This window comes from Klebsiella sp. 141240 (genome assembly GCF_050600805.1).
GTDB classification, from domain to species: Bacteria; Pseudomonadota; Gammaproteobacteria; order Enterobacterales; family Enterobacteriaceae; genus Klebsiella; species Klebsiella aerogenes.
The window spans coordinates 33,648-58,534 of the sequence record NZ_JAQIRK010000008.1 but is presented as its reverse complement, the minus strand read 5'-3'; the positions used below and the strand labels follow the sequence as shown (position 1 = coordinate 58,534).

The window sequence follows — 24,887 nt, the reverse complement described above, 5'->3', positions numbered from 1 at the left end:
AAGAAATCGCGGCTACTGGCTGCGGGTAAAAATGGTAATCACCTGATCAATATGGTTTTTCATTGCTTTCTTTGCCGCACGGACGTCGTGGGCCTCAATGGCTTCAAGGATCGCGCGATGCTCTTGTTCCGAGCGATGCGGCATATCGTCCGGCGTATAGTGGCGCTGCAGCATGCGGAACATACTGCCGTAGCGGTGGCCGAGGAGGTGGCCGATGATAAACGCGTACGCCGGGTTACCGCTGGCCTGAGCGATACGGATATGGAACAGGCGATCGCCGGGATGGGTGGTTGAACCGGCACGGTTATCGCGACAGTTCTGTTCAAAGGCCTCGCGGATAGCGGCCAGCTCCTCGGGGCTGGCATGGCGCGCCGCCAGCGCGGCGGTTTCCGGTTCTATTAACAGACGCGCCTGCAGCAGAGAAAATGGCGGTAGTTCGGCGTTAAAATCGAGGTCTATGTTGAGTTCGTCGTCGATCTCCGTCCACTGGTCGCGACCGGCCTGCGCCATCACCGGCTCTTTGGTGGCGACGAGCGGCGTCTGCGATTTGACGATTACCCCGTTGCCGACGCGCACGTCCACCAGGCCAATCACCTCCAGCGCAATCAGCGCTTCACGTACCGATGCGCGGCTGACGTTCAACTGCTGGGCTAAATCTCGCTCAGACGGCAGACGGCTGCCGGGCGGAAATTCGTTGTTCTCAATTAATCGCTTGAGTTGGTCTGCTATCTGTCTGTAAATCCTTTGGTTTTCCAGTCTGGTAATCGGCATGTTTCACCTTTGCTCATGCGATAGACAGTGATAAAGCGCACAAATATTGGCCAGCACACTTGAGTGTTTGTTAGTCGAGTGTAATTAATTGGTTAACCAATGTGCCGTTTGTGGCCGTTTTTGCAACATCTGAGCTTCACGATAGCGGGTTATGCCTGACTTGTCATGCGAAAGGTCAGGCCTTTGACTACCACTAATGGCCTGACCATTAGTCCTTTAGACCAGGGGAGAGAAATGGAACTAACCGGAAAACGCGTTCTGATTACCGCCGCAGGGCAGGGGATTGGCAATAGCTGCGCGCGGCTATTTGCCGCCGCTGGCGCGGAAGTGATTGCCAGCGATATCAACATTGCCGGATTGAGCGATATCCCCGGCGTGCAGCCGCTGCAGCTGGATGTCACCCGCGCCGACGCCATTGCCGCCGCCGCGGAAACGCTGGGCCCGCTGGATGTCTTGTTCAACTGCGCCGGGGTGGTGCATAGCGGCAGCATTCTTGAATGTAGCGAGCGGGAGTGGCAGTTCGCTCTCGATCTGAATGTCACCGCCATGTTCCACACGATTCGCGCCTTTTTGCCGACGATGATCGCCCGCGGCGGCGGCTCGATTATCAACATGTCATCGGTGGCTTCCAGCGTGAAAGGGGTACCAAACCGCTTCGCCTACAGCGCCAGTAAAGCGGCGGTCATTGGCCTGACCCGCTCGGTCGCCGCAGATTTCGTCACCCAGGGCATTCGTTGTAATGCGATTTGTCCGGGCACCGTCGATTCACCTTCGCTGCGTGGACGTATTGCCGAGCAGGCTCGCGAACAAGGGTTGAGCGAAGAGGCGGTTTATGAGGCGTTTGTCGCCCGCCAGCCTATTGGCCGCATTGGCAAGCCGGAAGAGATCGCCCAGCTGGCGCTGTATCTGGCTTCCGACGCCAGCGCCTACACCACCGGTACGGTACAGATTATTGACGGCGGCTGGAGCAACTAACCGCGCGGCGCTTTATTTCACTATCAGGAAAACGCATGAAATTACTCCGTTTTGGCAATCCCGGCAGCGAGCGTCCGGGCGTACTCGACAACGACGGTCGCCTGCGCGACCTATCGAACTATGTGACCGATCTGCGTGGCGACGCGCTGCTGCCGGAGAGTCTGGCGCGTCTGCGCCAGCTGGATCTCTACAGCCTGCCGCTGGTAGAGGGTAATCCGCGTATCGGCGCCTGCGTTGGCGGTATCGGTAAATTTATCTGCATCGGCCTGAACTATGCCGATCACGCCGCAGAGACCGGCGCCGATATTCCGCAGGAACCGGTGGTATTCAGCAAGTGGACCAGCGCGGTGGTCGGGCCGAACGACAACGTGATTATCCCGCGTGGTTCGCAAAAGACCGACTGGGAAGTCGAGTTAGGGGTGGTGATTGGTAAAGGCGGGCGCTATATCGACGAGCGCGACGCCATGCAGCACGTTGCTGGCTACTGCGTGATTAATGACGTCTCCGAACGTGAGTATCAAATCGAGCGCGGCGGCACCTGGGATAAAGGCAAAGGCTGCGACACGTTCGGGCCGACCGGCCCCTGGCTGGTGACCGCCGATGAAATACCCGACCCTAACTCCCTTAACCTGTGGCTGGAGGTTGACGGCAAACGCTATCAGGACGGCAACACTCGCACCATGATTTTCAAAGTGCCCTATATCATCAGCTACCTGAGCCGCTTTATGAGCCTGCAGCCGGGCGATGTCATCTCCACCGGTACGCCGCCGGGGGTGGGTATGGGCCAGAAACCGCAGCCGGTTTATTTACGCGCCGGCCAGACTATTCGTTTGGGCATTGAAGGGTTGGGCGAACAGCAGCAGCTGACCGTGGAGGACAAACAATGACGCAAATTACCGCCCTGCGGGTAGAGGATATTCGCTTCCCCACTTCGCAGCAGTTGGACGGCTCCGATGCGATGAATCCCGACCCGGATTACTCCGCCGCCTACGTGATCCTCGAAACCGACAATCCTAAGCTCACCGGTCACGGGCTGACCTTCACCATTGGCCGCGGCAACGAAATTTGCTGCGCGGCGATTCAGGCGCTGGAGCATTTAATCGTCGGCGAGCAACTCGAGACGATCGCCGCCGATATGGGCGCCTTCTGGCGGCGCTTTACCAGCGATAGCCAGCTGCGCTGGATTGGCCCGGACAAAGGGGCGATTCACCTGGCGACCGGCGCGGTGGTCAATGCGGTGTGGGATCTGTGGGCGAAGGCCGAAGGCAAACCGGTCTGGCGACTGGTTGCCGATATGAGCCCGGCCGAGCTGGTGCGCTGCATTGATTTTCGCTACATCACCGACTGCATTACCCCGGAGGAGGCGCTGCGCCTGCTGGAAAGCCGTGAGGAGGGTAAAGCCCAGCGGCTTGAACAGCTACAGGCGCAGGGTTATCCGTGTTACACCACGTCAGCGGGCTGGCTGGGTTACGGTGATGACAAACTGCGTCGTCTTTGTCAGCAGGCGGTGGACGCCGGTTTCTCGCATATCAAGCTGAAGGTTGGGCGCGATATTGAAGATGACATCCGCCGCGTGCGCATTGCCCGTGAAGTGATTGGCCCCGAGCGGAAACTGATGATTGACGCCAACCAGGTATGGGAAGTGGACGCCGCCATTCCATGGGTCAAAGCGTTGGCCTTCGCCAACCCGTGGTTTATCGAAGAGCCGACCAGCCCGGATGATATCGAAGGCCACCGCAAGATCCGCGAGAACATCGGCGCGGTGAAGGTCGCCACCGGCGAGATGTGCCAGAACCGGATTATGTTCAAACAGTTCATTATGCGCGGCGCGATTGACGTGGTGCAGATCGATGCCTGCCGGTTAGGCGGCGTCAACGAAGTGCTGGCGGTGATGCTGATGGCGGCGAAGTACAACCTGCCGGTTTGCCCGCACGCCGGCGGCGTCGGACTGTGCGAATACGTCCAGCACCTGTCGATGATTGACTACCTGTGCATCGCCGGTACCCATGAAGGGCGGGTGATCGAGTTTGTCGACCATCTGCACGAGCACTTCCTGCACCCTTGCGAAATCCGCGGCGCAGCTTATATGCCGCCGCAGGCGCCGGGCTACTCGATTGAAATGCATCAGGCTTCTATCGAGCAGTACCGCTACCGTGGAGAAGCGCATGTTGCGCATTGATGCCCACCACCACTACTGGCGCTATCAGCCACAGGATTACCCGTGGATTGATGACGACATGCCGCAACTGCGCCGGGATTTTTACCCCCCGCAGCTCCAGCCGCTGCTGGCGCAGCACCGGCTCGATGGCGCGGTGGTGGTGCAGGCGCGTCATGACGAAAACGAAACCGCCTGGCTGGTGGCGCAGGTTTCTCAGGCGGTTGGCGTATGCGGCGTGGTGGGCTGGCTGGATATTACCGCCGCGGATCTCGAGGACAAGCTGACGCAGTGGCGCGACCAGCTGTGCGGGTTGCGCCATCAGGTGCAGGATGAAGCCGACCCGGCAGCGTGGCTTGAGCGCGAGGCGGTCTCGCGAGGAATGCAGCAGTTGCAGCGCCAGGGCTATAGCTGGGATCTGTTGGTTACCCATCGTCATCTCGCGGCGGCGGCACGCTTTGCCGCCCGCCACGATGATCACTGGCTGGTACTCGACCATTTCGGCAAGCCGGATATCGCGCGCGGCGCGGCCCACTGGGCCGAACAGGCGAGGCCGCTGGCCGCATTACCGCATGTGGTGGGCAAACTTTCCGGCCTGGTGACCGAAGTCGGGCGCGGATGCTGGACCGAGCAGCAACTGCTGCCTTTCTTCGACGCCGCGCTGGAGCTGTTTGGCCCGCAGCGGCTGATGTTTGGTTCCGACTGGCCGGTATGCCTGCTGGCGGCGGAGTACCACCAGGTTTACCAGCTGTGCGAAACGGCGCTGGCCCCGCTGACGGAAACGCAGCGGTCAGCTATCTGGGGCGGCACTGCCTGTCGGGTTTATGGTTTAACGGAGGCGAAGCGTGGATCTATTTCTTAAAGACAAAGTGGTTATCGTCACCGGCGGCGGCTCGGGGATCGGCGCGGCGGTAACGCAACTGCTGGCGGAAGAGGGGGCGGTGCCGGTCATCGTCACTAACGCCCAGCCAGAGCAGGGGTTTATGGATAGGCTGAAGCAAATCGCGCCGCAAAGTGAGCTGATTATCGCCGACCTGTGCCAGGAGGCTGAATGCGCCGCGGCGGTAGGCCAGGTGCTGGCGCGCTTTGGTCGTATTGATGCGCTGGTGAATAACGCCGGAGTGAACGATGGCGTAGGGCTTGAGGCCGGGCGTGAGGCGTTTCTCGGATCGCTTGAGAAAAACCTGATCCACTACTACCAGATGGCCCACCTGTGCCGCGAGGCGCTGGAGGCGGCGCGGGGCGCTATCGTCAATATCGCCTCGAAAACCGCGCTCAGCGGCCAGGGCGGCACCAGCGGCTATACCGCGGCGAAAGGGGCGGTGCTGGCATTAACCCGTGAATGGGCGGTATCGCTGCGCGAGAGCGGCGTGCGGGTTAACGCGGTGGTACCGGCGGAAGTGCTGACGCCGCAGTACCAGCGCTGGATAAATACCTTCCCCGATCCACAGCGGCAGATGGCGGCGATTAACCAACGCATTCCGCTGGGCAAACGCATGACCACGCCGGAAGAGATCGCCAATACCGTGGTGTTTCTTATCTCCTCGCGCGCGTCGCACACTACCGGGCAGTGGCTGTCGGTGGACGGCGGGTATTTGCATCTCGACAGGGCGCTGTCATGAGCGCCGCGCGGCGGCTGTGTCAGGCGCTGGATTTAGTCGATTCGGCGGAGAAAATTGCCGAATACCAGCGTCTGCATGAACGTATCTGGCCGGAAGTCGCCGGGCATCTACGCGACCATGGCGTGCTGGATATGGAGATTTACCGGCTTGGCACGCGGCTGTTTATGGTGATGGAGGTCGCCGGGGATTTCGATGGCGAACGCTTTGCTCAACACAGCCTGAACCACCCGGTCATTCAGCGTTGGGAAGCGCTGATGTGGCAATACCAGGTTCCCACCCCCTGGACGCCGGCAGGCGAAAAATGGGTGTCGATGGAGCGCATATTCTCTTTGCAGGATCAATAAAACAACTCTGTACTCTACTGAGGATCTCACCATGCTAGTGAATAAAACGGCGGAGCCGCTGGCGGCCCGCGCCGGGGCGACCCCTAATCTGCGCTGGGCATTTATGCTGGTCACCAGCCTGTTCTTTATGTGGGGGCTCTCTTACGGCCTGCTCGATGTTCTCAATAAACATTTTCAGGAGACCCTGCACGTTACCAAAGCGCAGTCCGGTTTACTGCAGGCGGCCTATTTTGGCGCCTACTTCCTGGTGGCGCTGCCCGCCGGCTACTTTATGGATAAACGCGGTTATAAAGCGGGGATCCTGGTCGGCTTGTGCCTGTATGCGCTTGGCGCGCTGCTGTTTGTGCCGGCGGCGAGCGTGAATAGCTTTGCGCTGTTCCTGTTCGCGCTGTTTGTGATTGCCTGTGGATTAGGTTGCCTTGAGACCGCGGCGAACCCTTATGCGACGGTACTTGGCGATAGTAAAGGCGCCGAGCGGCGGTTGAATCTGGCTCAGTCGTTTAACGGACTGGGGCAATTTATTGGCCCGCTGATCGGCGGCACGCTGTTCTTTTCAGCCACTCAGAGCAATACCGGCGATCAGAGCTCGGTAAAAATCACCTATGTCGCTATCGCCGTACTGGTGCTGGCCATCGCGCTGCTGTCCCGCCGCACACCGATGCCGGATATTCGCGAGGATGAGGGCAGTCAGCAAGAAGCGGCGCAGGGGCTGTGGCAGCATCGCCACTTTACCGGCGGGGTCATCGCCCAGTTCTTTTACGTTGCCGCGCAGGTCGGCGTGGGGGCGTTCTTTATCAACTATGCGACCGAGCACTGGCATGGCGTGACAAACCAGCACGCTTCCTATCTGCTGTCGATTGCGATGATTAGCTTTATGGTCGGTCGTTTCTTCAGTACCTGGCTGATGGGGCGGGTGCAGGCGGCGACGCTGCTGATGGTTTACTCGCTGGTCAATATCGTGCTCTGCGGTTTGGTGATGATGAGCATTGACGGCGTGTCGGTGGTGGCACTCATTGCGGTCTTCTTTTTTATGTCGATTATGTTCCCGACCATTTTCGCGCTGGGCGTTAAAAACATGGGCAGCCATACCAAACGCGCCAGCTCATTTATGATTATGGCCATCGTCGGCGGGGCGATTATGCCTTACTTCATGGGGGCGCTGGCCGACCGCTACAGTACCGCGTTGGCCTATGGGTTGCCGCTGCTATGCTTCCTGGTGGTGCTGTGGTACGGCATGAGCCAACGACGCGCGTAAACGGTAAAATTAGCTAAAAAGGCGGAGGAGACCCTCCGCCTTTTTCTTTTTTGTCGCGCCGGTGGTAAATTTTGCTCAGAATGACGGGTTTACCCTAAATAATTCGAGTTGCAGGAAGGCGGCAAGTGTGTGAATCCCCAGGAGCATAGATAACTATGTGACTGGGGTGAGCGCACGCAGCCAACGCACGTGCAACTTGAAGAATGACGGGTATAAATTGCTGTTTAATATGCTTTGTAACAATTTCGACTAGAATATATACCAGATTTGGCTGGTCGTATTAGCGTGGGTTTTTAAGAATACGCACTAACGATTGCAGTGAACCTTTGGGAGTACAAACAATGCAAGAGAATTATAAGATTCTGGTTGTGGATGACGATATGCGCCTGCGCGCGCTGCTGGAACGTTATCTGACCGAGCAGGGCTTCCAGGTTCGTAGCGTGGCGAACGCTGAACAGATGGATCGCCTGCTGACCCGTGAATCCTTCCACCTGATGGTGCTGGATCTGATGCTGCCGGGCGAAGATGGTTTATCTATCTGCCGCCGTCTGCGTAGCCAGAGCAACCCGATGCCGATCATTATGGTGACGGCGAAAGGGGAAGAAGTGGACCGTATCGTGGGGCTGGAAATCGGCGCCGATGACTACATTCCTAAACCGTTTAACCCGCGCGAACTGCTGGCCCGTATCCGCGCCGTGCTGCGCCGCCAGGCGAACGAGCTGCCGGGCGCGCCATCGCAAGAAGAAGCGGTGATCGCTTTTGGCAAATTTAAACTGAACCTCGGCACCCGCGAGATGTTCCGTGAAGATGAGCCGATGCCGCTCACCAGCGGTGAGTTCGCGGTATTAAAAGCGCTGGTGAGCCATCCGCGTGAACCGCTGTCCCGCGATAAGCTGATGAACCTTGCCCGCGGCCGCGAGTACTCGGCGATGGAGCGTTCCATCGACGTACAAATCTCCCGCTTGCGCCGCATGGTGGAAGAGGATCCGGCGCACCCGCGCTACATCCAGACCGTTTGGGGCCTGGGCTACGTCTTCGTGCCGGACGGTTCTAAGGCATGAAGCGCGTGCGTTTTTCGCCGCGAAGCTCATTTGCCCGCACCCTGTTACTGATCGTCACCCTGCTGTTCGTCAGCCTGGTGACGACTTATCTGGTGGTGCTGAATTTCGCGATCCTGCCGAGCCTGCAGCAGTTTAATAAGGTGCTGGCATACGAAGTCCGTATGCTGATGACCGATAAACTGCAGCTGGAAGACGGCACCCAACTGGTGGTACCGCCGGCGTTTCGCCGCGAAATTTACCGCGAGCTGGGGATTTCGCTCTATTCTAATGAGGCGGCGGAAGACGCAGGCCTGCGCTGGGCGCAGCATTATGAATTCTTAAGCCAGCAGATGGCGCACCAGCTTGGCGGGCCGACCGAAGTGCGGGTTGAGGTCAACAAAAGCTCGCCGGTGGTGTGGCTGAAGACCTGGCTTTCGCCGAATATCTGGGTGCGGGTGCCGCTGACTGAAATCCATCAGGGCGATTTCTCGCCGCTATTCCGTTATACGCTGGCGATAATGCTGCTGGCCATTGGCGGCGCGTGGCTATTCATCCGTATCCAGAACCGACCATTGGTCGATCTGGAGCACGCTGCGTTGCAGGTCGGGCGTGGGATTATTCCGCCGCCGCTACGCGAATACGGCGCGTCGGAAGTGCGTTCGGTGACCCGCGCCTTCAACCATATGGCCGCCGGGGTCAAACAGCTGGCGGACGACCGTACGCTGCTGATGGCCGGGGTCAGCCACGATTTGCGCACGCCGCTGACGCGGATCCGGCTGGCGACGGAGATGATGGGCGAGCAGGACGGCTATCTCGCCGAGTCGATCAATAAAGATATCGAAGAGTGCAACGCCATCATCGAGCAGTTTATTGATTACCTGCGCACCGGCCAGGAGATGCCGATGGAGCTTGCGGATCTCAACGCCGTGTTAGGCGAAGTCATCGCCGCCGAAAGTGGCTACGAGCGGGAAATCGCCACCGATCTGCAGGCCGGAGAAATTCCGCTGCGTCTGCATCCGCTGTCGATCAAACGCGCGTTAGCCAATATGGTGGTGAACGCAGCACGTTACGGTAAGGGCTGGATTAAAGTCAGCAGCGGCAGCGAAGCCAGCCGTGCCTGGTTCCAGGTGGAAGATGACGGCCCGGGGATTAAACCGGAACAGCGCGAACATCTGTTCCAACCGTTTGTGCGCGGCGATAGCGCCCGTAGCACCAGCGGCACCGGGCTGGGGCTAGCGATAGTGCAACGTATTATCGACAATCATAACGGTCGCCTGGAGATTGGCACCAGCGAACGCGGCGGCCTGCTGATCCGCGCCTGGCTACCAATTCCGGTGCATCGCGCGCTGTCGCCGGCGAAGCCTGCGAAAGAGAGTTGATTAGCGTATAAATATAAAAAAGCCGGGCATCGCCCGGCTTCAGACTGCTGACAAAGAAGGAAAAAGCGTGGTTTTTCCTTCTTTGTGGTTATCAGCCGAAAATCAATAAATTGATTTTCCTTGTTATTTGTCTCTTGCAATCTGTAAGTCCAATGGTTGCATGAGGTTTGTTATCAATCTCAAGCCGGGCATCGCCCGGCTTTGTTGTCTCTGCGACCTGATTAACGCTTCGGACCGGCCGCAACCAGCGCAGCGCCGGCCGGGGTATCGGTATATTTCTCGAAGTTCTCAATAAACAGTTTCGCCAGCTGATCGGCTTTCTCCTGCCACTGCTCCGGAGAACCGTAGGTATTACGCGGGTCGAGGATATGGGTATCGACGCCCGGCAGCTCGGTTGGGATCTGCAGGTTGAACATTGGCAGGGTGAAGGTTTCGGCGTTATCCAGCGAACCGTCGAGGATGGCGTCGATAATCGCGCGGGTATCTTTAATCGAGATACGCTTGCCGGTACCGTTCCAGCCGGTGTTGACCAGGTAAGCCTGGGCGCCGGAAGCCTGCATGCGTTTTACCAGCACTTCAGCGTACTGCGTCGGGTGCAGCGACAGGAACGCGGCGCCGAAGCAGGCGGAGAAGGTTGGGGTCGGCTCGGTGACGCCGCGCTCGGTACCGGCCAGCTTGGCGGTAAAGCCAGACAGGAAGTGGTACTGAGTCTGGTCAGCGGTCAGGCGTGAAACCGGCGGCAATACGCCAAAGGCGTCGGCGGTCAGGAAGATAACCTTGGTGGCGTGACCGGCTTTCGACACCGGCTTAACGATATTTTCGATATGGTCGATCGGGTAGGAGACGCGGGTGTTCTCGGTCTTCGAACCGTCATCAAAATCGATGGTGCCGTCAGCCAGTACCACGACGTTTTCCAGCAGCGCATCGCGGCGGATCGCGTGATAGATATCCGGCTCGTTGGCTTCCGACAGCTTAATGGTCTTCGCGTAGCAGCCGCCTTCGAAGTTAAATACGCCGTCATCATCCCATCCGTGCTCGTCATCGCCAATCAGGCGGCGTTTCGGGTCGGTGGAGAGGGTGGTTTTACCGGTGCCGGAGAGGCCGAAGAACACGGCGACGTCGCCTTTTTCGCCGACGTTAGCGGAGCAGTGCATCGAAGCGATGCCCTGCAGCGGCAGCAGGTAGTTCATGATCGAGAACATCCCTTTCTTCATTTCGCCGCCGTACCAGGTGCCGCCGATGAGCTGGATGCGCTCGGTCAGGTTGAAAGCCACGAAGTTTTCGGAGTTCAGACCCTGCTCTTTCCACTGCGGGTTGGTGCACTTCGCGCCGTTCATGACGATAAAGTCCGGCTCGAAGGCTGCCAGCTCTTCTTCGCTCGGGCGAATGAACATGTTCTTAACAAAGTGTGCCTGCCAGGCGACTTCAGTAATGAAGCGCACGCTGAGGCGGGTGTCGGCGTTGGCGCCGCAGAAGGCGTCGACGATAAACAGGCGTTTGCCCGACAGCTGGTGAGTCACCAGGCCTTTCAGGTGCTGCCAGGTTTCCTGGGAGAGCGGCTTGTTGTCGTTCTTGCCATTGCCTTTATCAGACCACCACACGGTATCGCGAGTGGTATCGTCACGGACGATATATTTATCTTTCGGCGAACGGCCGGTGAAAATGCCGGTATCGACGGCGATGGCGCCAAGATTGGTTAATACGCCACGCTCATAACCTTCCAGTTTTGGGTCGAGCTCTTCCTGATACAGCGTATCGAAGCTCGGGTTGTGGACAATTTCCTGGACGTCATTGATACCGTAAGCCTTGAGATCCTGCGGGGTTAAACTATTAACGCGCATGTCACTGCTCCTTAGCCAATATGTACTGCTTTAAATTGTAGGGTTTCTTTCAGGGAATAGACCGCGACCAGGCTCATAGATTTACGTATCTCGACAAACGCCTTTCTTACGAAAAACACAGTGACTCCTGTCACGAAGTGCGCGTGATTATCTCAGGAAAACGGCCGTAGGTGGCGATAGATGTTTCCGAATGGTTAAAAAGTAATTAAAAAAACTGCTGAAATGTGAATGTAATCGCTTTCTTGAAAGAAAGTTACGTAACTCTTTCAGTGAAAATCGATTCAACACGCGGTCGAAATAGTTGACGCCAGGCGCGTCGGGTCAGAAAAACCCGGCAACGCCCGGCGAGAGGGCGATTAGTGTACCTGCGGATCCGCCGGCGAGGCGTTATTGCGGATCTCAGCGATATCCATCGCGTTAAACAGGTAATGATTACCGCAGTAGTCACAATGCATATCAATTTCGCCTTCGTCGGCGAGGATGCTGTCGACTTCTTCATCCGGCAGCGTCTTCAGCGCATCGGCGCAGCGCTGGCGAGAACAGGTGCATTTGAACTCGACGTCTTGCGGGTCGTATACCGTCACCTCTTCCTCATGGTACAGGCGCCATAATACATCGGTCGCCGGCAGGGTGAACAGCTCTTCCGCCTTGATGGTCTCGGTCAGGGTCGCCAGATGCTCGAAGTCGTTAAGCTGCGCGTCCTGAGCCGGCATCACCTGCAGCAGCATGCCGCCGGCTACCGCTTTACCGTCGTGCTCGCCGGTACGAATGAACAGACGAGTCGGCAGCTGTTCGGAACGCTGGAAGTAATCTTCCAGGCATGCCGCCAGGGTATCGCCTTCCAGGCCAACAACGCCCTGATAGCGCTCGCCTTCCTGTGGAGAGATGGTAATGACCAGGTAGCCGTTGCCGACCAGCGTTTTCAGGTCCGCGCCTTCCGGGATTTCGCCCTGAACGCGAGCGACGCCGCGCAGCTGCTGCTGATTATTGCCGTTGATCACCGCCAGCGAGAGCGGGCCGTCGCCCTGCAGCTGAACGGTAATATCTCCGGCGAACTTCAGCGTGGCGGTCAGCAGGCTGGTGGCGACCAGCAGCTCCGACAGCACGGTTTTCACCGGTTGCGGGTAGCTATGGTTGGCCAGGATCTGTTCCAACGTGTCCGATACGGTGACCAGTTCACCGCGCACGGCATAGTTTTCAAACAGATAACGATGTAATTGATCGTGTTGAGTCATAATCATCTCTCTTGCTGGCGGCAGCGCTATTCGCTGTCGCCGTGTTTAAATCTCATCAGGTCGCGGCGCTCTTTTTTGTCCGGACGTCTGTCTGGGTGCGGCATCGTTAGCGCATTCAGCTTACGCGCCAGCGCCACTTTTTCGCGTTTCTCAATACTCTCCGCCGTCTCTTCGTACAGCATAACGGCTTCGCTGGCTGGCCTGCGTTGTTCGGTAACGCTTTTGACGATAACGGTACGCTCGTCGTTGCCCTGACGCAGGGTCAGGGTGGCATTCAGCTCGACGATTTTGCTCGGCTTACTACGTTGTCCGTTGTAGTGCACTTTGCCGCCTTCAACCATCTCGCGCGCGATGGCGCGGGTTTTATAAAAGCGGGCTGCCCAAAGCCATTTGTCCAGCCTGACGCTTTCTGCGGGCTTATCTTTCATGGCCTCTCCTCCGGAGTCAGGGAAGGGATCAGCCGCCGGTAATCGTTCACGCCGGGATGGCGGGTATACTGTTTTTCCGCCAGGCCTGAATCCGGATTGGTGACGCCCAGGCAATAACGAATACCGAACTGCGCCGCCGCGTCCAGGATAGCCTCGCTGTCATCGACAAACAGCGTTTTGCGCGCATCAAGGCCGGTTTCTTCCGCCACCGCGCGCCACAGGCGCTGATCCTCTTTCGGATAACCAAATGTGTGGGTGGAAAGTAATAAATCAAGGTGCGCGTCCAGACCGGTGTGCTTGAGCTTCACCGCCAGATTATGCGGGTGCGCGTTGGTCAGCAGGATGCGGCGCTTGCCGCTGGCCCGCAGCGCATCAAGGAATGGCACGGTATCTTCCCGCAGTTTTGCCCGCGGCCCCTGTTCGCTGGTCATCGCACAAATATCCAAACCCAGTCGCTCGCTCCAGTAATCAAGACAGTACCAGTTTAGCGTATGCTGCACGGCGTGATACTCCTGGTGCATTGCCGCTTTGGCTTCCTGCAGGTTGAGTCCGCGCGCGGCGCCCCAGGTTTCCGGGACCAGTTTTTGCCAGAAGTAGTTGTCGAAGGCGAGGTCGAGCAGCGTGCCATCCATATCCAGCAGAACGGTATCAACCTCCTGCCACGCGATATTGATTTGCATGGTGAGTCTCCAGCGAGGGGGAAATGCGCGACAGGGTATCACACCCTGTCGCGCAGGAATTAATCTTGATGATCCGGGGAAGGGATGAGAACCGGATTCAGGCAGCTTTCATAATATTTTTGAATTTCTTCCATGCGCTGGCGCTGGCGCTGATAGCGGCGGATCGCCTGCACGCCGTGCCACGACATACAGCCAAGCATCGCCAGCAGCAGCAGAGTGGTGCCAAGATAGCGCCACAGCCCGCTGCGATCGGGAATGCGGTGCAGGTTGATATGCTGGGTGCCATTGGCGTCGGTATAAAGATTGGTGACAATCCCCTCCGCATGGAATGGCGTGTGCATCAACATGCCCGCCAGACGCTGCAGCTCGCCCCACTGCTCGTGGGCGGGATAATCGTACAGGCTGATAGCCGGCCACGGCTGATTGACCAGTTCGCTGCCTTCATCGCTGGCGATCAGGAATCCGCCAGGGGCCGGGCTATTTAGCGCCTGCGCCGCGCGGGAGGTTTCACGCATCACAAACGGCGCGGTGGAGGTGGTCACCAGATTCTCCAGCGATTCGGCGCTCACCGGGCGCAGCAACACGTTCACTCCATCGAGCTTACCGGCGGTGGCGCGTTTGGTTAGCGCTTCCCAGTTGCGGGTATTGCCAAGGTTGACCAGCGCGTTCTTCAGACGCACGCAGTCATCTTTCGCCGAGCAGAGCTCGTTGGTTTTCAGCACGATATCGCCGAAGTCATCCAGCAGCACCATTCCTGATTTCTGAATTGCCGAACGTAATGCCGGGCTAACGTGCGAATCGTCGTCCGGGTCAGGATGCAACTGGCGCTGTACCGCCTGGACCAGCGCCGTGGCCTTACCGACGATATCGGATTCCGGCAGCGGCAGGGGAGGCGCATCGTTCCAGATGATCTGCGAACAGTCGAACGGCGTAAACGGCGAGGCTTCTTTCGCGCTCCAGGCGCCCGGCGTGCGGATGTTGCACATCCCGGTACCTTTTAATTGCAGCGTGTCGCCAATACGCACTTTCGCCTTCTCAAGCTGGCCGACGGTGGTGGCTTCGATGGTCTGCGCCCCCTTAAGCCAGGAGAGCGTGAATTTAAAGGGCATATTCAGCGGGACGCTAATCCACAGCATGATGACGACCAGCAGCGCGCCGGCGGCGATAATCGCGCTGCGTAGCCAGTACTGCAGCGGGAAGTTTTTCACTTCATCGTGCAGCGACAGGAAGCGCCCCTGGCGAACCACATGGCGGTTAAGATAAATATCAATATCGGTTTGCTGCCCCAGGTCCTGGGCGATCCATGGTTGCCAGTGGCGCGGATAGATAAGGTCGATAATCCCCAGCGAAATATTATTGACGTGTTCCTGGTCGTTCTCGCCAAACAGCCCCCAGCGTTTCGGCATTCCGCGCAGGCAGTGGATCTCGCGTAGCGAACCGGCCAGCGGCGGCGCATAGATGCCCCATAAGCCCGCAGCCAACAACAGTACGCCGCCGCCGAGCAGCCACGGCGCAAAGACGTCAGGGGAGATCAGGCAGCAATAGAACAGCAGGAAGGCTGCGACGATCATAATCCCTTCGCGCAGGCTGTCAGGACGGCTGAGAGCATGCTCTTCCTGAGTTTCCTGGCGGATGTTCAGCAGCTCGACCTGCTCGCTCTCCTCACCGCGAATCGACGCCTGGGTAGCCGATGCGCGTTCAAGCGCGTAGCTGCGGGCTTCCTGCGGATAATCGCGCAAGGTGTGGTCATTGAGAACAATCACCAGCGGCAGGCTGTCGGTTGGGATCAGCGAGACGCTGTTCTCGTCGTTGATATGCTGTTCCCAGAACGGCGGCAGGTGAACCTCCACCGAGTCGAGGAAGTATCGCCATTTGTTGGGCTCATCAGACGAAATGCCGTAGCGGGTGACGGCGCGGGTGACGGTATAAACGGTGTCGCTCTGCTCATTCAGTTTCAGGGCGACAGGCGCGACGCTGGCGCCGGTTGCCGGTACCTGTTGCGACTGGCTGAGGCCATCGAGATACTTTTCGACCGCCTGGCGTTCATCATCAGAAAGCTTGCGGGTCGTCGCGTCGCTAAAGGCTTGCAGTAAGGGGAGGCGACGACGTCTGGCATGAGATCGATACCACCACCCGATAAGCAAGACACAGAGTAGCAGAGCTGTGAAAAAGGTCAGAAAGGTGCCCATGCCCATCCCATCGTCATAGTAATTTTAATTGTTTATCGGCACATGTTGTCTAATGCAGGAAATTTTATTGTGCAATGCAGCAGCATGTAAGCTTATCAAAAACGGGAAAACTCAGGAATCGGTAAATTCTCAAAACAAATTCAACCTATTGACTTTTTTATCTTTATGAATCTTTGCATTGCAAGCAAAACGTTGCAACTATGTAAATTAGTGGCAATTTGGATTGCCGAAACCGTGCTGCGTATCGCACAATGACTTCTGTAATCACAGCATAGACCGATGACAATGAGCAAATCATTACAAAAACCCACCATTCTCAACGTTGAAACGGTAGCGCGTTCGCGTCTTTTTAATGTTGAAAGCGTGGACCTGGAGTTCAGCAACGGCGTGCGTCGCGTTTATGAACGCATGCGGCCCACCGCGCGTGAAGCCGTAATGATTGTGCCGATTGTTGACGACCACATTATTTTAATCCGCGAATATGCGGTCGGCACCGAATCCTACGAACTGGGTTTCTCCAAAGGGCTTATCGACCCCGGCGAGACGGCCATGGAAGCCGCCAACCGCGAGCTGAAAGAAGAGGTGGGTTTCGGCGCCCGTCAATTGACCTTCCTGAAGAAGCTCAGCATGGCGCCATCTTATTTCTCCAGCAAAATGAATATTATGGTTGCGGAAGATCTCTATCCGGAATCGCTGCCGGGCGATGAGCCGGAACCGCTGCCGCAGGTGCGCTGGCCGCTGTCGCAGCTGATGTCGCTACTGGAAGAAGAAGACTTCAATGAAGCGCGTAACGTCAGCGCGCTGTTTCTGGTGCGTGAATGGCTACAGGCGCAGGGGCGTTTGTAGTTATAAGCGTCTCATCCGGACATAAAAAAAGCGCCTGCAGGCGCTTTTTTTATTAGAACAACTCGTGGGTTTCGCCACCGCTATCGGTAATGGTGGTGCCAACTTCGCGCACCGCCTGATGGGTTGGCTGCGTGCCCTCGATGAAGTACTCGGCGCGGCTGTTGCCGCCGTTAGCCAGTTGACCTGTGCTACGGTCGATATTCACCGTCACAATACCCGGCGGCGGCGTTAACGGCTCTTCCGGCACGCCTTCCAGCACCCGTTTCATAAAGTCATCCCAGGCCGGTTGGGCGCTTTTAGCGCCGCCTTCATAACCCGAAATCTGATCTTTAATCGCGCCGGAAGCGGTGGTACGGCCCAAATCGCGGCGGTGGTCATCGAAACCAATCCACACCGACGTCACGACGCCCGGGCCGTAGCCGGAGAACCACGCGTCTTTTGAGCTGTTGGTGGTACCGGTTTTGCCGCCGATATCATGACGCTGCAGGTCGCGGCCCGCACGCCAGCCGGTGCCCATCCAGCCCGGTTCGCCGAAAATATTGGTATTCAGCGCGCTCTTAATCAGGAAGGCCAGCGGCGTGTTAATAACATGCGGGGCATACTCCGGCGCGCCGCTTTGCGCGACCAGCGACTGATTAGCCTGCTCAAGCTGCGGCTGCGGCGGAACGTCGCCGTTTTGCGGCTCCTGAGAGGTGGCGACCTCTTCGACATCCTGGTTTTCCAGCACGTTGGATTTCGGCGTATCGCCGTAGATCACCGGCGAATTACACTGCGGACAGGCGACCTTAGGCCGCTCTTCAAACAGCACGCCGCCCTGGTCGTTCTCGATCTTGCTAATGAAGTACGGGTTAATCAGGAAGCCGCCGTTAGCCATTACCGAGTAGCCGCGGGCGACCTGTAGCGGAGTAAAGGAAGCGGAACCCAGCGCCAGTGATTCGGTATGGACGATGTTCTGCGCCGGGAAGCCGAAACGCTGCAGATACTCTGCCGCATAATCGACGCCCATTGCGCGCATCGCGCGCACCATCACCACGTTCTTCGACTGGCCTAATCCCTGACGCAGACGAATAGGGCCGGCGTACTGCGGCGGCGAGTTTTTCGGCCGCCAGTCGGAGCCCGCGCCGGCATCCCAGCGGGAGATCGGCACATCGTTAAGCATACTGGCGAGGGTTAAGCCTTTGTCCATCGCCGCGGTATAAAGGAACGGCTTGATATTGGAGCCAACCTGACGCAGCGCCTGGGTAGCGCGGTTGAACTTACTCTGATTGAAGTCAAAGCCGCCGACCAGAGCGATAATCGCGCCATTTTGCGGGTTGATAGATACCAGCGCGGAGTTCACTTCCGGCACCTGCGACAGCCACCATTTGTCGCCCTCTTTGCGCACCCAAATCTGCTGCCCGGTCTGAATGACGTCGGTCACTTTGCGCGGCGTCGAGCCTTGTTGCGTATCGGAAACGTAGCGACGCGCCCAGCGGACGCCATCCATCGTTAACGCCACCGACGTGCCGTTGCCCAGCAACGCGACTGCTTCCTGCGGATTCGCGGAGGTCACTACCGCCGGCGCCAGCGGGCCGACGCCCGGCAGTTTTTTCAGCGTATCGAGGATTTTTTTGTTATCCCACGGGGTCTCGCCAACTTTCCACAGCACGTTGGCCGGGCCGCGGTAGCCGTGGCGCATGTCGTAATCGAGCACGTTTTTACGCACCGACTGCTGGGCGGCCTGTTGGTTTTTACGCGTGATGGTGGTGTAGACGCGATAGCCGTCTTCGTAGGCCTGCTCGCCGTAGCGGTTGACCATCTCCTGACGCACCATCTCGCTCAGATACGGGGCGGAGAAGGCGATTTCCGGCGTATGGTAGCTGGCGTCAATCGCCTCGCTGCGCGCCTGATCGAACTGTGCCTGGGTGATATAGCCTTCGCTTAACATTCGCGACAGCACCACGTTGCGACGCGCGGTCGCGCGGTCCAGCGAATAGAGCGGGTTAAAGGTGGAAGGCGCTTTCGGCAGACCGGCGATAACCGCCATTTCGCTCAGCGTTAGCTGATCGACTGATTTACCGAAGTAAACCTGCGCGGCGGCGCCGACGCCATAGGCACGGTAGCCGAGGTAAATTTTGTTGAGGTAAAGATCGAGAATTTCGTCTTTATTCAGCAGCTGTTCGATGCGGATTGCGAGGAAAACTTCTTTGATCTTACGCGTTATTGTTTTCTCCGGGCTGAGGAAAAAGTTACGCGCGAGTTGCTGAGTAATAGTACTGGCGCCCTGCGAGGCATGGCCTGAGAACATCGCTACGCTCGCGGCGCGGAAAATCCCCACCGGATCGACGCCATGATGCTCATAGAAGCGGCTATCTTCAGTCGCGATAAACGCTTTTATCAGCTCCGGCGGCATCTGCTGCAGAGTGACGGGGATGCGGCGCTTTTCGCCATATTGCGCAATGAGCTCGCCGTCCGCGCTATAGACCTGCATCGGGATCTGCAGACGCACATCCTTTAAGGTCGCGACATCGGGGAGTTGCGGCTCTATAAATTTGTAGAGGCCATAAATCGAGCCTGCTCCCAGCAGAACGCAACAAACTGCAAGGATAAAAAGATACTTTACGAACTTCACCGGAGAATTCCCATTTAGTTTTATTTGGGCAGTTTATAAACAAACGCGCGGTAGTATAAAGGCAAGCCAGGAGCATTGATATACCCCCACGGGGCGGCTTGCTGGCGCTATGCCTTCCGGACGGCGTGTCGATCGACGCTAAAAGCCTCCATTTCGCCACATGGTATATCCAGGCTGCTCCTTGAATCGCAATCGCGGATAAGGAGATCTAAGCATGACTTTCAGAAATTGGCGTATAGGAATTCACATTCAACAGGATAGCGTCGCCATCGTGGCGCTGTTGTACGAACGCGGGCGCTGGGCGTTGCGTCGCTGGTGGCGAATTCCGCTGCCGCCCGGCCTGGTGGTGCAGGGCAGCATCATTGACCTTAATGAGGCGGTGAAGCGGTTACGTGATTGGCGCCGCGAGCTGCCGCTACAACATCAGGTGTGCATTGCGCTTCCTGCCAGCCGTACGCTGCAAAAGCAGTTGCCTGCGCCACAGGTGTCGCTACGTGAAAGCGAAAGAGCGACATGGATAACGGGCACGATGGCGCGTCAGCTGGAAATGCCTGCCTCTTCGCTGTGTATCGATTACGCCGCCCGCGCGGCTAACGACGGCTGGCAGGCGACGGCGGCTCAGCGTTTGGATATCGACAGCCTGCGTCAACTGGCGCGGCGGCTGAAGCTGCGCCTGACGGCGATCGTGCCGGATGCGGCTGCTCTCACTTCTTTTTTCCCCTGGCTTACTGGCGCTGCTCAGGGCCTGGTCTGGCAGGGGGACGCGCAGTGGTTATGGGCGACCCAGGAGCGCTGGGGCTATTGTCCATGCGCTGAAGTCCCCTCTTTCTCCCACTTAACCTCGCGCCTCAATGATGAACAGTTCCAGCTCTGTAGCAGCCTGCCGTTGGCGGAAAATAGCTTTGATTGCTGGAGCGTGCTCCACCGCCTGCAGCCGCCGCTACCCGCCTGCGGCGATCGCTTTGCTATCGCGCTTGGTTTGGCGCTGGGGGGTAAATAACTATGGCGCAGCAGATTAATCTTCTGCCGTGGCGCGAGACGCGACGGCGGCAAAGCTTGCGTATGGGCGGGCTGCTGGCGGCGGCGATGGCGCTAAGCATTATCGCCCTGACGATAGCGACGCGCACGTTACGTCAGATAGACGTGGCGCAGCAGGTAATGCGCACCCAGGCCGACCATCTGCTTTATTCCGCGTTGTTACAACGCGAGCGGGAGATGGGCGAGGAAATACAGCGCGGTGAGCGGCAGGCACGGCGAGCGCAGCGGCGGGCGGCGACGCGTGCCTGGCAGCCGCGACTGTTATCGCTGGCCGCACTATTACCGGAGCGGTTGTGGCTGACCGGGCTGGACTACCAGCCGCAGGGCATCACTCTTTACGGCCTGGCGTTGAACCTCAAGGCGGTGGCGGCGCTGGAAAAGGCGCTTGGCAAGCTGGAGGGTTTTCAACCGGCGATGGCAGGAGGAACGCATCGCGATACACAGGGACGCTGGTCATTTAGCTTTTTTCTACCTGGAGACACTGCCGATGCGGACAGCGATTGAACGCCTGCAGGCGCTGCGCGGATGGCCGTTAGCGTTACTTTGCGCCACAGTTTTGGCCGCGGCAGTGTATCTGGCGTTTTCGCTGGTTGTTGTCAGCGCTTCGCAGCCCACGCCGCCGCCCCTACAGACGCAATGGCGGCGAGTAATGCCGCTGCGGGCCACACTGCAGCAGCGCGTGGTTGATGATTGGACGGCCCGGCGTTTTTCACCGCTGGAGCCACCCGTGGCCGGTATCTTGTTACAGGCCTGGCAACCGCGAGGGCGCGGTGGCGAGATGCTTGCTGTGGTTGACTGGCAGGCGTTGCCGCCGCTGTTTGCCTGGCTTGCCGACTGCGGGGTACACCCTGGCGCTTTTTCATTGAATATCGAAAAAGGGGCGTTGCAGTTGTCGCTACAGCTGGAGAAGGACGATGAACCATAAAGGATACTTGCTGCTGTTGTTTTGCCCGCTGCTGGCAGGGGCGCGGGATCCTTTTTTACCGGTCGAGGATCGCTGCCAGACCACGCAGCTGACACAGTGGCGATACGGCGGCGGAACTGGCCGTCCGGCGCTGTGGCTGGGCCTTATTCAGGAGCGCACCGGTCAGTGGCGGCGTGTACGAAGCAACGATATTTTGCCTGGCGGTTGGCGAATTCGACAGCTAACGGCAGAAACATTAACTCTGGAGGCCAGCGCCGGGTGCGAACCCGAACGCTGGGTCTGGTCACGAAAGGGAAGCCAACCTGATGCGAAGGATAAGCCTGCTGCTACTTCTGCTGCTGCCGCTGCTGGCCGCGGCGGCGAAAAAAGAACCGCCGGTGTCGTTGGTGGTTGATGATGTACCGGTGGTTCAGGTACTGCAAAGCCTGGCGGAAATGCAAAATCTTAATGTAATCGTGGCGCCGGAGGTCAGCGGTACGCTGTCGCTTCACTTAAACAGCGTTCCCTGGCGACAGGCGCTCCAGTCGGTTCTCGATAGCGCCGGGCTGACAATGGCCCGGCAGGGCACGGTGTTGTACATCCATACACAGGCGTGGCAGCAGGCAAAACGAGCGCAGCTGGAAGCCGAGCAGGCTAAACGCTGGCAGAATCTGCCATTACGCAACCACAGTATCCCGCTGCGCTATGCCGACGCAGACGAACTGGCGAAATCCGGGAGCAAGCTGTTGAGCGCCCGCGGCACGATGACCGTCGATCGGCGAACTAATCGTCTGTTAATCCGCGACGACGATCGTCATCTGCCGGCGCTGAAGGCGTGGGCTGAAGAGATGGATCTGCCGGTCGGGCAGGTGGAGCTGGCGGCGCACATTGTGTCAATGAGCGCGACCAGCCTGCGCGAGCTTGGCGTGAAGTGGAGCCTGGCGGAGGCCAGCAGCACGCCGGGGATGGGGAAAATGACCAACCTGAGCAGCAATCTGGCGGTGTCAGACGCAACCACCCGCGGCGGCTTTAATATCGGCCGGATTAACGGGCGGTTATTGGAGCTGGAGCTTTCCGCGCTGGAGCAAAAGCAGCAGGTGGACATCATCGCCAGTCCGCGCCTGCTGGCGTCGCATATGCAACCCGCTAGTATCAAACAGGGCAGCGAAATCCCCTATCAGGTCTCCAGTGGAGAAAGCGGCGCCACCTCGGTTGAGTTTAAAGAGGCGGTCCTGGGGATGGAAGTGACGCCGACGGTGCTACAGCAGGATCGCGTGCGCCTGAAGCTGCGCATTAGCGAAAATACGCCAGGCCAGGTTCTGCAGCAGGAAAACGGCGAAGCGCTGGCAATTGATAAGCAAGAGATTGAAACCTTAGTCGAGGTGAAAAGCGGCGAGACCCTGGTGCTGGGCGGTATTTTTTCGCAAAAGAATAAGTCGGCGCGCGACAGCGTGCCGTTGCTTGGCGAAATCCCCTTGCTCGGGCAGCTGTTTCGCCATGATGGTAAAGATAATGAACGACGTGAACTGGTTGTCTTCATCACGCCGCGTATTCTGGCAGTACATTAAGCGGGTTTTTCATGCTAAACACGTTTCAGGTGTTTGACGCGGGGACGGATTTAGCATACAAGGGGTACCGATTTGAGAGTCGGGTACGACATCAATCCTCCCTTTATGTCCGGTGATTTTATTCTGTTGCCAAACCAGCCGGAGTATTGAGATAATTTTTAGTCTGACTCTCGCTCTATTGCATATGAGGTTTCAGTTCATGTCCTGCTGCGCTGGGTGTCTGCGAAGCGGGTTTATCATTAACGAATAGTCTTAGTAGTACCGAAAAAATGGCAGAGAAACGCAATATCTTTCTGGTTGGGCCTATGGGTGCCGGCAAAAGCACTATTGGGCGCCAGTTAGCCCAACAGCTCAACATGGAATTTTACGATTCTGATCAAGAGATTGAGAAACGCACTGGCGCAGACGTCGGCTGGGTCTTCGATGTCGAAGGCGAAGAAGGCTTCCGCGATCGTGAAGAAAAAATCATCAATGAGTTGACGGAAAAACAGGGAATCGTACTCGCCACTGGCGGCGGCTCAGTAAAATCCCGTGAAACGCGTAACCGTCTCTCCGCCCGCGGCGTGGTGGTCTACCTGGAAACAACGATCGAAAAACAACTTGCTCGTACGCAGCGCGATAAAAAGCGTCCTTTATTACAAGTAGATGCGCCGCCACGTGAAGTTCTTGAAGCGTTGGCAGATGAACGTAATCCACTGTATGAAGAGATCGCCGATGTGACTATCCGCACCGACGATCAAAGTGCGAAAGTCGTTGCAAACCAGATTATTCATATGCTGGAAAGCAACTGATTCTGGCTTAATAAAGTGCGTCAGAGTAAAGCAACTGAGGTGGACGTCGCGTTATGGAGAAGCTGACTGTAACTCTCGGGGAACGTAGTTACCCGATTACCATCGCGGCTGGTTTGTTTAACGATCCAGCTTCTTTTCTGCCACTGAAATCAGGCGACCAGGTCATGCTGGTCACCAATGAAACGCTGGCGCCGCTTTATCTTGATACCGTTCGCTCCGTACTGGAGCAAGCGGGTGTCAACGTCGACAGCGTGATCCTGCCGGATGGCGAGCAATATAAAAGCCTGGCGGTGATGGATACGGTATTTACCGCGCTGTTGCAAAAACCACATGGCCGCGACACCACACTCGTGGCGCTCGGCGGCGGCGTGGTTGGCGATTTAACCGGTTTTGCCGCTGCGAGCTATCAGCGCGGCGTACGTTTTATTCAAGTTCCCACCACGCTGCTTTCGCAGGTGGACTCTTCGGTTGGCGGCAAAACGGCCGTAAACCATCCCCTCGGTAAAAATATGATTGGCGCCTTCTGGCAGCCGGTTTCCGTGGTCGTCGACCTTAATTGTCTCAAAACCTTGCCGAAGCGCGAGCTCTCCTCCGGCCTGGCTGAGGTCATTAAGTACGGCATTATTCTTGACGGCGAGTTCTTCTGCTGGCTTGAAGACAACATCGATGCGCTGATGGCGCTGGATGAATCGGCGATGGCGTACTGTATTCGCCGTTGTTGTGAGCTAAAAGCCGAAGTTGTCGCTGCCGACGAGCGCGAAACCGGGTTACGTGCTTTACTGAATCTGGGACATACATTTGGCCATGCTATCGAAGCTGAAATGGGCTACGGTAACTGGCTACATGGCGAAGCTGTGGCGGCCGGAATGGTCATGGCGGCGCATACGTCCGAGCGTTTAGGGCAGTTTAGCGCGCAGGATACGCAGCGTATGATTGCGCTGTTGCAACGTGCAGGGTTGCCGGTACGCGGGCCGCAGGAAATGTCTGCAGAAGCGTATTTGCCTCACATGATGCGTGATAAAAAGGTATTGGCAGGTGAAATGCGCCTGGTATTACCGCTCGCTATAGGAAAGAGCGAGGTCCGCGGCGGAGTGTCGCACGATGTAGTTCTTGGCGCGATTGCTGATACTCAGCAGGCGCAACAATAAGAAGGTCTAGCCGCGTCCGCGCGGCGTTATCATTTCGGGCAACATGCAATAATCGTGAGCATAAGCC

24 protein-coding genes are annotated in these 24,887 nt (G+C 57.7%); 17 read left to right on the top strand and 7 right to left on the bottom strand.

Going from position 1 to position 24,887, the window contains the following annotated elements:
* Positions 1-12: 12 nt before the first annotated feature.
* Positions 13-771 (bottom strand): FadR/GntR family transcriptional regulator, encoded by a 759-nt coding sequence (locus tag PGQ95_RS15590; protein WP_430918638.1) that lies wholly within the window; start codon positions 769-771, stop codon positions 13-15.
* Positions 772-1,005: 234 nt separating this feature from the next.
* Here PGQ95_RS15590 and PGQ95_RS15585 point away from each other — a divergent pair, with 234 nt between their 5' ends.
* From PGQ95_RS15585 to envZ, 9 genes are all read left to right on the top strand, one after another.
* The gene (locus tag PGQ95_RS15585) at positions 1,006-1,746 is read left to right on the top strand and encodes an SDR family oxidoreductase (RefSeq protein WP_430918635.1); all 741 of its coding nucleotides are present in this window, start codon (positions 1,006-1,008) and stop codon (positions 1,744-1,746) included.
* A 35-nt stretch (positions 1,747-1,781) separates the two neighbouring features.
* The gene (locus PGQ95_RS15580; RefSeq protein WP_087859063.1) at positions 1,782-2,633 is read left to right on the top strand and encodes a fumarylacetoacetate hydrolase family protein; all 852 of its coding nucleotides are present in this window, start codon (positions 1,782-1,784) and stop codon (positions 2,631-2,633) included.
* A complete protein-coding gene (locus PGQ95_RS15575) occupies positions 2,630-3,925 on the top strand; it encodes an L-fuconate dehydratase (protein WP_407609368.1) in 1,296 nt (431 codons plus the stop codon). The genes PGQ95_RS15580 and PGQ95_RS15575 overlap by 4 nt, the downstream gene beginning before the upstream one ends.
* Complete coding sequence (locus PGQ95_RS15570; protein ID WP_430918632.1) at positions 3,912-4,763, top strand: amidohydrolase family protein; 852 nt, start codon at positions 3,912-3,914, stop codon at positions 4,761-4,763. Before PGQ95_RS15575 ends, PGQ95_RS15570 begins: the two co-directional genes overlap by 14 nt.
* On the top strand, positions 4,747-5,523 hold the full coding sequence (locus PGQ95_RS15565) for an SDR family oxidoreductase (protein WP_113373946.1): 777 nt from the start codon (positions 4,747-4,749) through the stop codon (positions 5,521-5,523). The genes PGQ95_RS15570 and PGQ95_RS15565 overlap by 17 nt, the downstream gene beginning before the upstream one ends.
* On the top strand, positions 5,520-5,867 hold the full coding sequence (locus PGQ95_RS15560) for an L-rhamnose mutarotase (protein WP_113373945.1): 348 nt from the start codon (positions 5,520-5,522) through the stop codon (positions 5,865-5,867). The genes PGQ95_RS15565 and PGQ95_RS15560 overlap by 4 nt, the downstream gene beginning before the upstream one ends.
* Positions 5,868-5,898: 31 nt before the next feature.
* Positions 5,899-7,122, top strand: a complete 1,224-nt coding sequence (gene fucP / locus PGQ95_RS15555; RefSeq protein WP_430918630.1) for an L-fucose:H+ symporter permease — start codon at positions 5,899-5,901, stop codon at positions 7,120-7,122.
* Between the two features lie 341 nt (positions 7,123-7,463).
* Positions 7,464-8,183 (top strand): osmolarity response regulator transcription factor OmpR, encoded by a 720-nt coding sequence (gene ompR / locus PGQ95_RS15550; RefSeq protein ID WP_001157751.1) that lies wholly within the window; start codon positions 7,464-7,466, stop codon positions 8,181-8,183.
* Complete coding sequence (gene envZ, locus PGQ95_RS15545) at positions 8,180-9,541, top strand: two-component system sensor histidine kinase EnvZ (protein ID WP_015369373.1); 1,362 nt, start codon at positions 8,180-8,182, stop codon at positions 9,539-9,541. The genes ompR and envZ overlap by 4 nt, the downstream gene beginning before the upstream one ends.
* A gap of 221 nt (positions 9,542-9,762) precedes the next feature.
* Here envZ and pckA read toward each other — a convergent pair whose 3' ends face one another.
* The 5 genes from pckA to PGQ95_RS15520 all read right to left on the bottom strand — a co-directional run bounded on the left by pckA (position 9,763) and on the right by PGQ95_RS15520 (position 15,914).
* Positions 9,763-11,382, bottom strand: a complete 1,620-nt coding sequence (gene pckA / locus PGQ95_RS15540) for a phosphoenolpyruvate carboxykinase (ATP) (protein ID WP_045375850.1) — start codon at positions 11,380-11,382, stop codon at positions 9,763-9,765.
* 356 nt (positions 11,383-11,738) lie between these two features.
* Positions 11,739-12,617 (bottom strand): Hsp33 family molecular chaperone HslO, encoded by an 879-nt coding sequence (hslO, locus tag PGQ95_RS15535; RefSeq protein WP_015703666.1) that lies wholly within the window; start codon positions 12,615-12,617, stop codon positions 11,739-11,741.
* Positions 12,618-12,643: 26 nt separating this feature from the next.
* On the bottom strand, positions 12,644-13,045 hold the full coding sequence (gene hslR, locus PGQ95_RS15530) for a ribosome-associated heat shock protein Hsp15 (protein WP_015369376.1): 402 nt from the start codon (positions 13,043-13,045) through the stop codon (positions 12,644-12,646).
* Complete coding sequence (yrfG, locus tag PGQ95_RS15525; RefSeq protein WP_015703664.1) at positions 13,042-13,725, bottom strand: GMP/IMP nucleotidase; 684 nt, start codon at positions 13,723-13,725, stop codon at positions 13,042-13,044. Before yrfG ends, hslR begins: the two co-directional genes overlap by 4 nt.
* Positions 13,726-13,784: 59 nt before the next feature.
* Positions 13,785-15,914 carry an intracellular growth attenuator family protein gene (locus tag PGQ95_RS15520; RefSeq protein WP_015703663.1) on the bottom strand — a complete coding sequence of 710 codons (2,130 nt, stop codon included), beginning with the start codon at positions 15,912-15,914 and terminating at the stop codon, positions 13,785-13,787.
* Between the two features lie 285 nt (positions 15,915-16,199).
* On the opposite strand from PGQ95_RS15520, the gene nudE reads away from it, so the two are divergent.
* Complete coding sequence (gene nudE / locus PGQ95_RS15515) at positions 16,200-16,760, top strand: ADP compounds hydrolase NudE (protein ID WP_015703662.1); 561 nt, start codon at positions 16,200-16,202, stop codon at positions 16,758-16,760.
* Between the two features lie 52 nt (positions 16,761-16,812).
* Here the strand turns inward: nudE and mrcA are convergent, their stop codons facing one another.
* Entirely contained in the window at positions 16,813-19,371 is a 2,559-nt protein-coding gene (gene mrcA / locus PGQ95_RS15510; protein ID WP_430914875.1) for a peptidoglycan glycosyltransferase/peptidoglycan DD-transpeptidase MrcA, read from the bottom strand.
* Positions 19,372-19,585: 214 nt separating this feature from the next.
* Here mrcA and PGQ95_RS15505 point away from each other — a divergent pair, with 214 nt between their 5' ends.
* The 7 genes from PGQ95_RS15505 (at position 19,586) to aroB (ending at position 24,820) form a co-directional block, all read left to right on the top strand.
* Positions 19,586-20,371, top strand: a complete 786-nt coding sequence (locus PGQ95_RS15505; RefSeq protein WP_411325915.1) for a pilus assembly protein — start codon at positions 19,586-19,588, stop codon at positions 20,369-20,371.
* A 2-nt stretch (positions 20,372-20,373) separates the two neighbouring features.
* Positions 20,374-20,913, top strand: a complete 540-nt coding sequence (locus PGQ95_RS15500; RefSeq protein ID WP_113373940.1) for a PilN domain-containing protein — start codon at positions 20,374-20,376, stop codon at positions 20,911-20,913.
* Complete coding sequence (locus PGQ95_RS15495) at positions 20,897-21,334, top strand: hypothetical protein (RefSeq protein WP_430918627.1); 438 nt, start codon at positions 20,897-20,899, stop codon at positions 21,332-21,334. Before PGQ95_RS15500 ends, PGQ95_RS15495 begins: the two co-directional genes overlap by 17 nt.
* The gene (locus tag PGQ95_RS15490) at positions 21,324-21,728 is read left to right on the top strand and encodes a HofP DNA utilization family protein (RefSeq protein WP_430918625.1); all 405 of its coding nucleotides are present in this window, start codon (positions 21,324-21,326) and stop codon (positions 21,726-21,728) included. The genes PGQ95_RS15495 and PGQ95_RS15490 overlap by 11 nt, the downstream gene beginning before the upstream one ends.
* Entirely contained in the window at positions 21,637-22,881 is a 1,245-nt protein-coding gene (gene hofQ / locus PGQ95_RS15485) for a DNA uptake porin HofQ (RefSeq protein ID WP_430918732.1), read from the top strand. The genes PGQ95_RS15490 and hofQ overlap by 92 nt, the downstream gene beginning before the upstream one ends.
* Before the next feature lie 269 nt (positions 22,882-23,150).
* Positions 23,151-23,672 carry a shikimate kinase AroK gene (aroK, locus tag PGQ95_RS15480; RefSeq protein WP_002920267.1) on the top strand — a complete coding sequence of 174 codons (522 nt, stop codon included), beginning with the start codon at positions 23,151-23,153 and terminating at the stop codon, positions 23,670-23,672.
* 53 nt (positions 23,673-23,725) lie between these two features.
* Positions 23,726-24,820, top strand: coding sequence for a 3-dehydroquinate synthase (aroB, locus tag PGQ95_RS15475; protein ID WP_015369386.1), 1,095 nt, complete (start codon positions 23,726-23,728; stop codon positions 24,818-24,820).
* The last annotated feature ends 67 nt before the right edge of the window (positions 24,821-24,887 follow it).

Coding starts and splice junctions, on each gene's coding strand:
- PGQ95_RS15590 (WP_430918638.1), bottom strand. CDS start 771: ATGCCGATTACCAGACTGGAAAACCAAAGGATTTACAGACAGATAGCA.
- PGQ95_RS15585 (WP_430918635.1), top strand. CDS start 1,006: ATGGAACTAACCGGAAAACGCGTTCTGATTACCGCCGCAGGGCAGGGG.
- PGQ95_RS15580 (WP_087859063.1), top strand. CDS start 1,782: ATGAAATTACTCCGTTTTGGCAATCCCGGCAGCGAGCGTCCGGGCGTA.
- PGQ95_RS15575 (WP_407609368.1), top strand. CDS start 2,630: ATGACGCAAATTACCGCCCTGCGGGTAGAGGATATTCGCTTCCCCACT.
- PGQ95_RS15570 (WP_430918632.1), top strand. CDS start 3,912: ATGTTGCGCATTGATGCCCACCACCACTACTGGCGCTATCAGCCACAG.
- PGQ95_RS15560 (WP_113373945.1), top strand. CDS start 5,520: ATGAGCGCCGCGCGGCGGCTGTGTCAGGCGCTGGATTTAGTCGATTCG.
- fucP (WP_430918630.1), top strand. CDS start 5,899: ATGCTAGTGAATAAAACGGCGGAGCCGCTGGCGGCCCGCGCCGGGGCG.
- ompR (WP_001157751.1), top strand. CDS start 7,464: ATGCAAGAGAATTATAAGATTCTGGTTGTGGATGACGATATGCGCCTG.
- envZ (WP_015369373.1), top strand. CDS start 8,180: ATGAAGCGCGTGCGTTTTTCGCCGCGAAGCTCATTTGCCCGCACCCTG.
- pckA (WP_045375850.1), bottom strand. CDS start 11,382: ATGCGCGTTAATAGTTTAACCCCGCAGGATCTCAAGGCTTACGGTATC.
- hslO (WP_015703666.1), bottom strand. CDS start 12,617: ATGACTCAACACGATCAATTACATCGTTATCTGTTTGAAAACTATGCC.
- hslR (WP_015369376.1), bottom strand. CDS start 13,045: ATGAAAGATAAGCCCGCAGAAAGCGTCAGGCTGGACAAATGGCTTTGG.
- yrfG (WP_015703664.1), bottom strand. CDS start 13,725: ATGCAAATCAATATCGCGTGGCAGGAGGTTGATACCGTTCTGCTGGAT.
- PGQ95_RS15520 (WP_015703663.1), bottom strand. CDS start 15,914: ATGGGCACCTTTCTGACCTTTTTCACAGCTCTGCTACTCTGTGTCTTG.
- nudE (WP_015703662.1), top strand. CDS start 16,200: ATGAGCAAATCATTACAAAAACCCACCATTCTCAACGTTGAAACGGTA.
- PGQ95_RS15505 (WP_411325915.1), top strand. CDS start 19,586: ATGACTTTCAGAAATTGGCGTATAGGAATTCACATTCAACAGGATAGC.
- PGQ95_RS15500 (WP_113373940.1), top strand. CDS start 20,374: ATGGCGCAGCAGATTAATCTTCTGCCGTGGCGCGAGACGCGACGGCGG.
- PGQ95_RS15495 (WP_430918627.1), top strand. CDS start 20,897: ATGCGGACAGCGATTGAACGCCTGCAGGCGCTGCGCGGATGGCCGTTA.
- PGQ95_RS15490 (WP_430918625.1), top strand. CDS start 21,324: ATGAACCATAAAGGATACTTGCTGCTGTTGTTTTGCCCGCTGCTGGCA.
- aroK (WP_002920267.1), top strand. CDS start 23,151: ATGGCAGAGAAACGCAATATCTTTCTGGTTGGGCCTATGGGTGCCGGC.
- aroB (WP_015369386.1), top strand. CDS start 23,726: ATGGAGAAGCTGACTGTAACTCTCGGGGAACGTAGTTACCCGATTACC.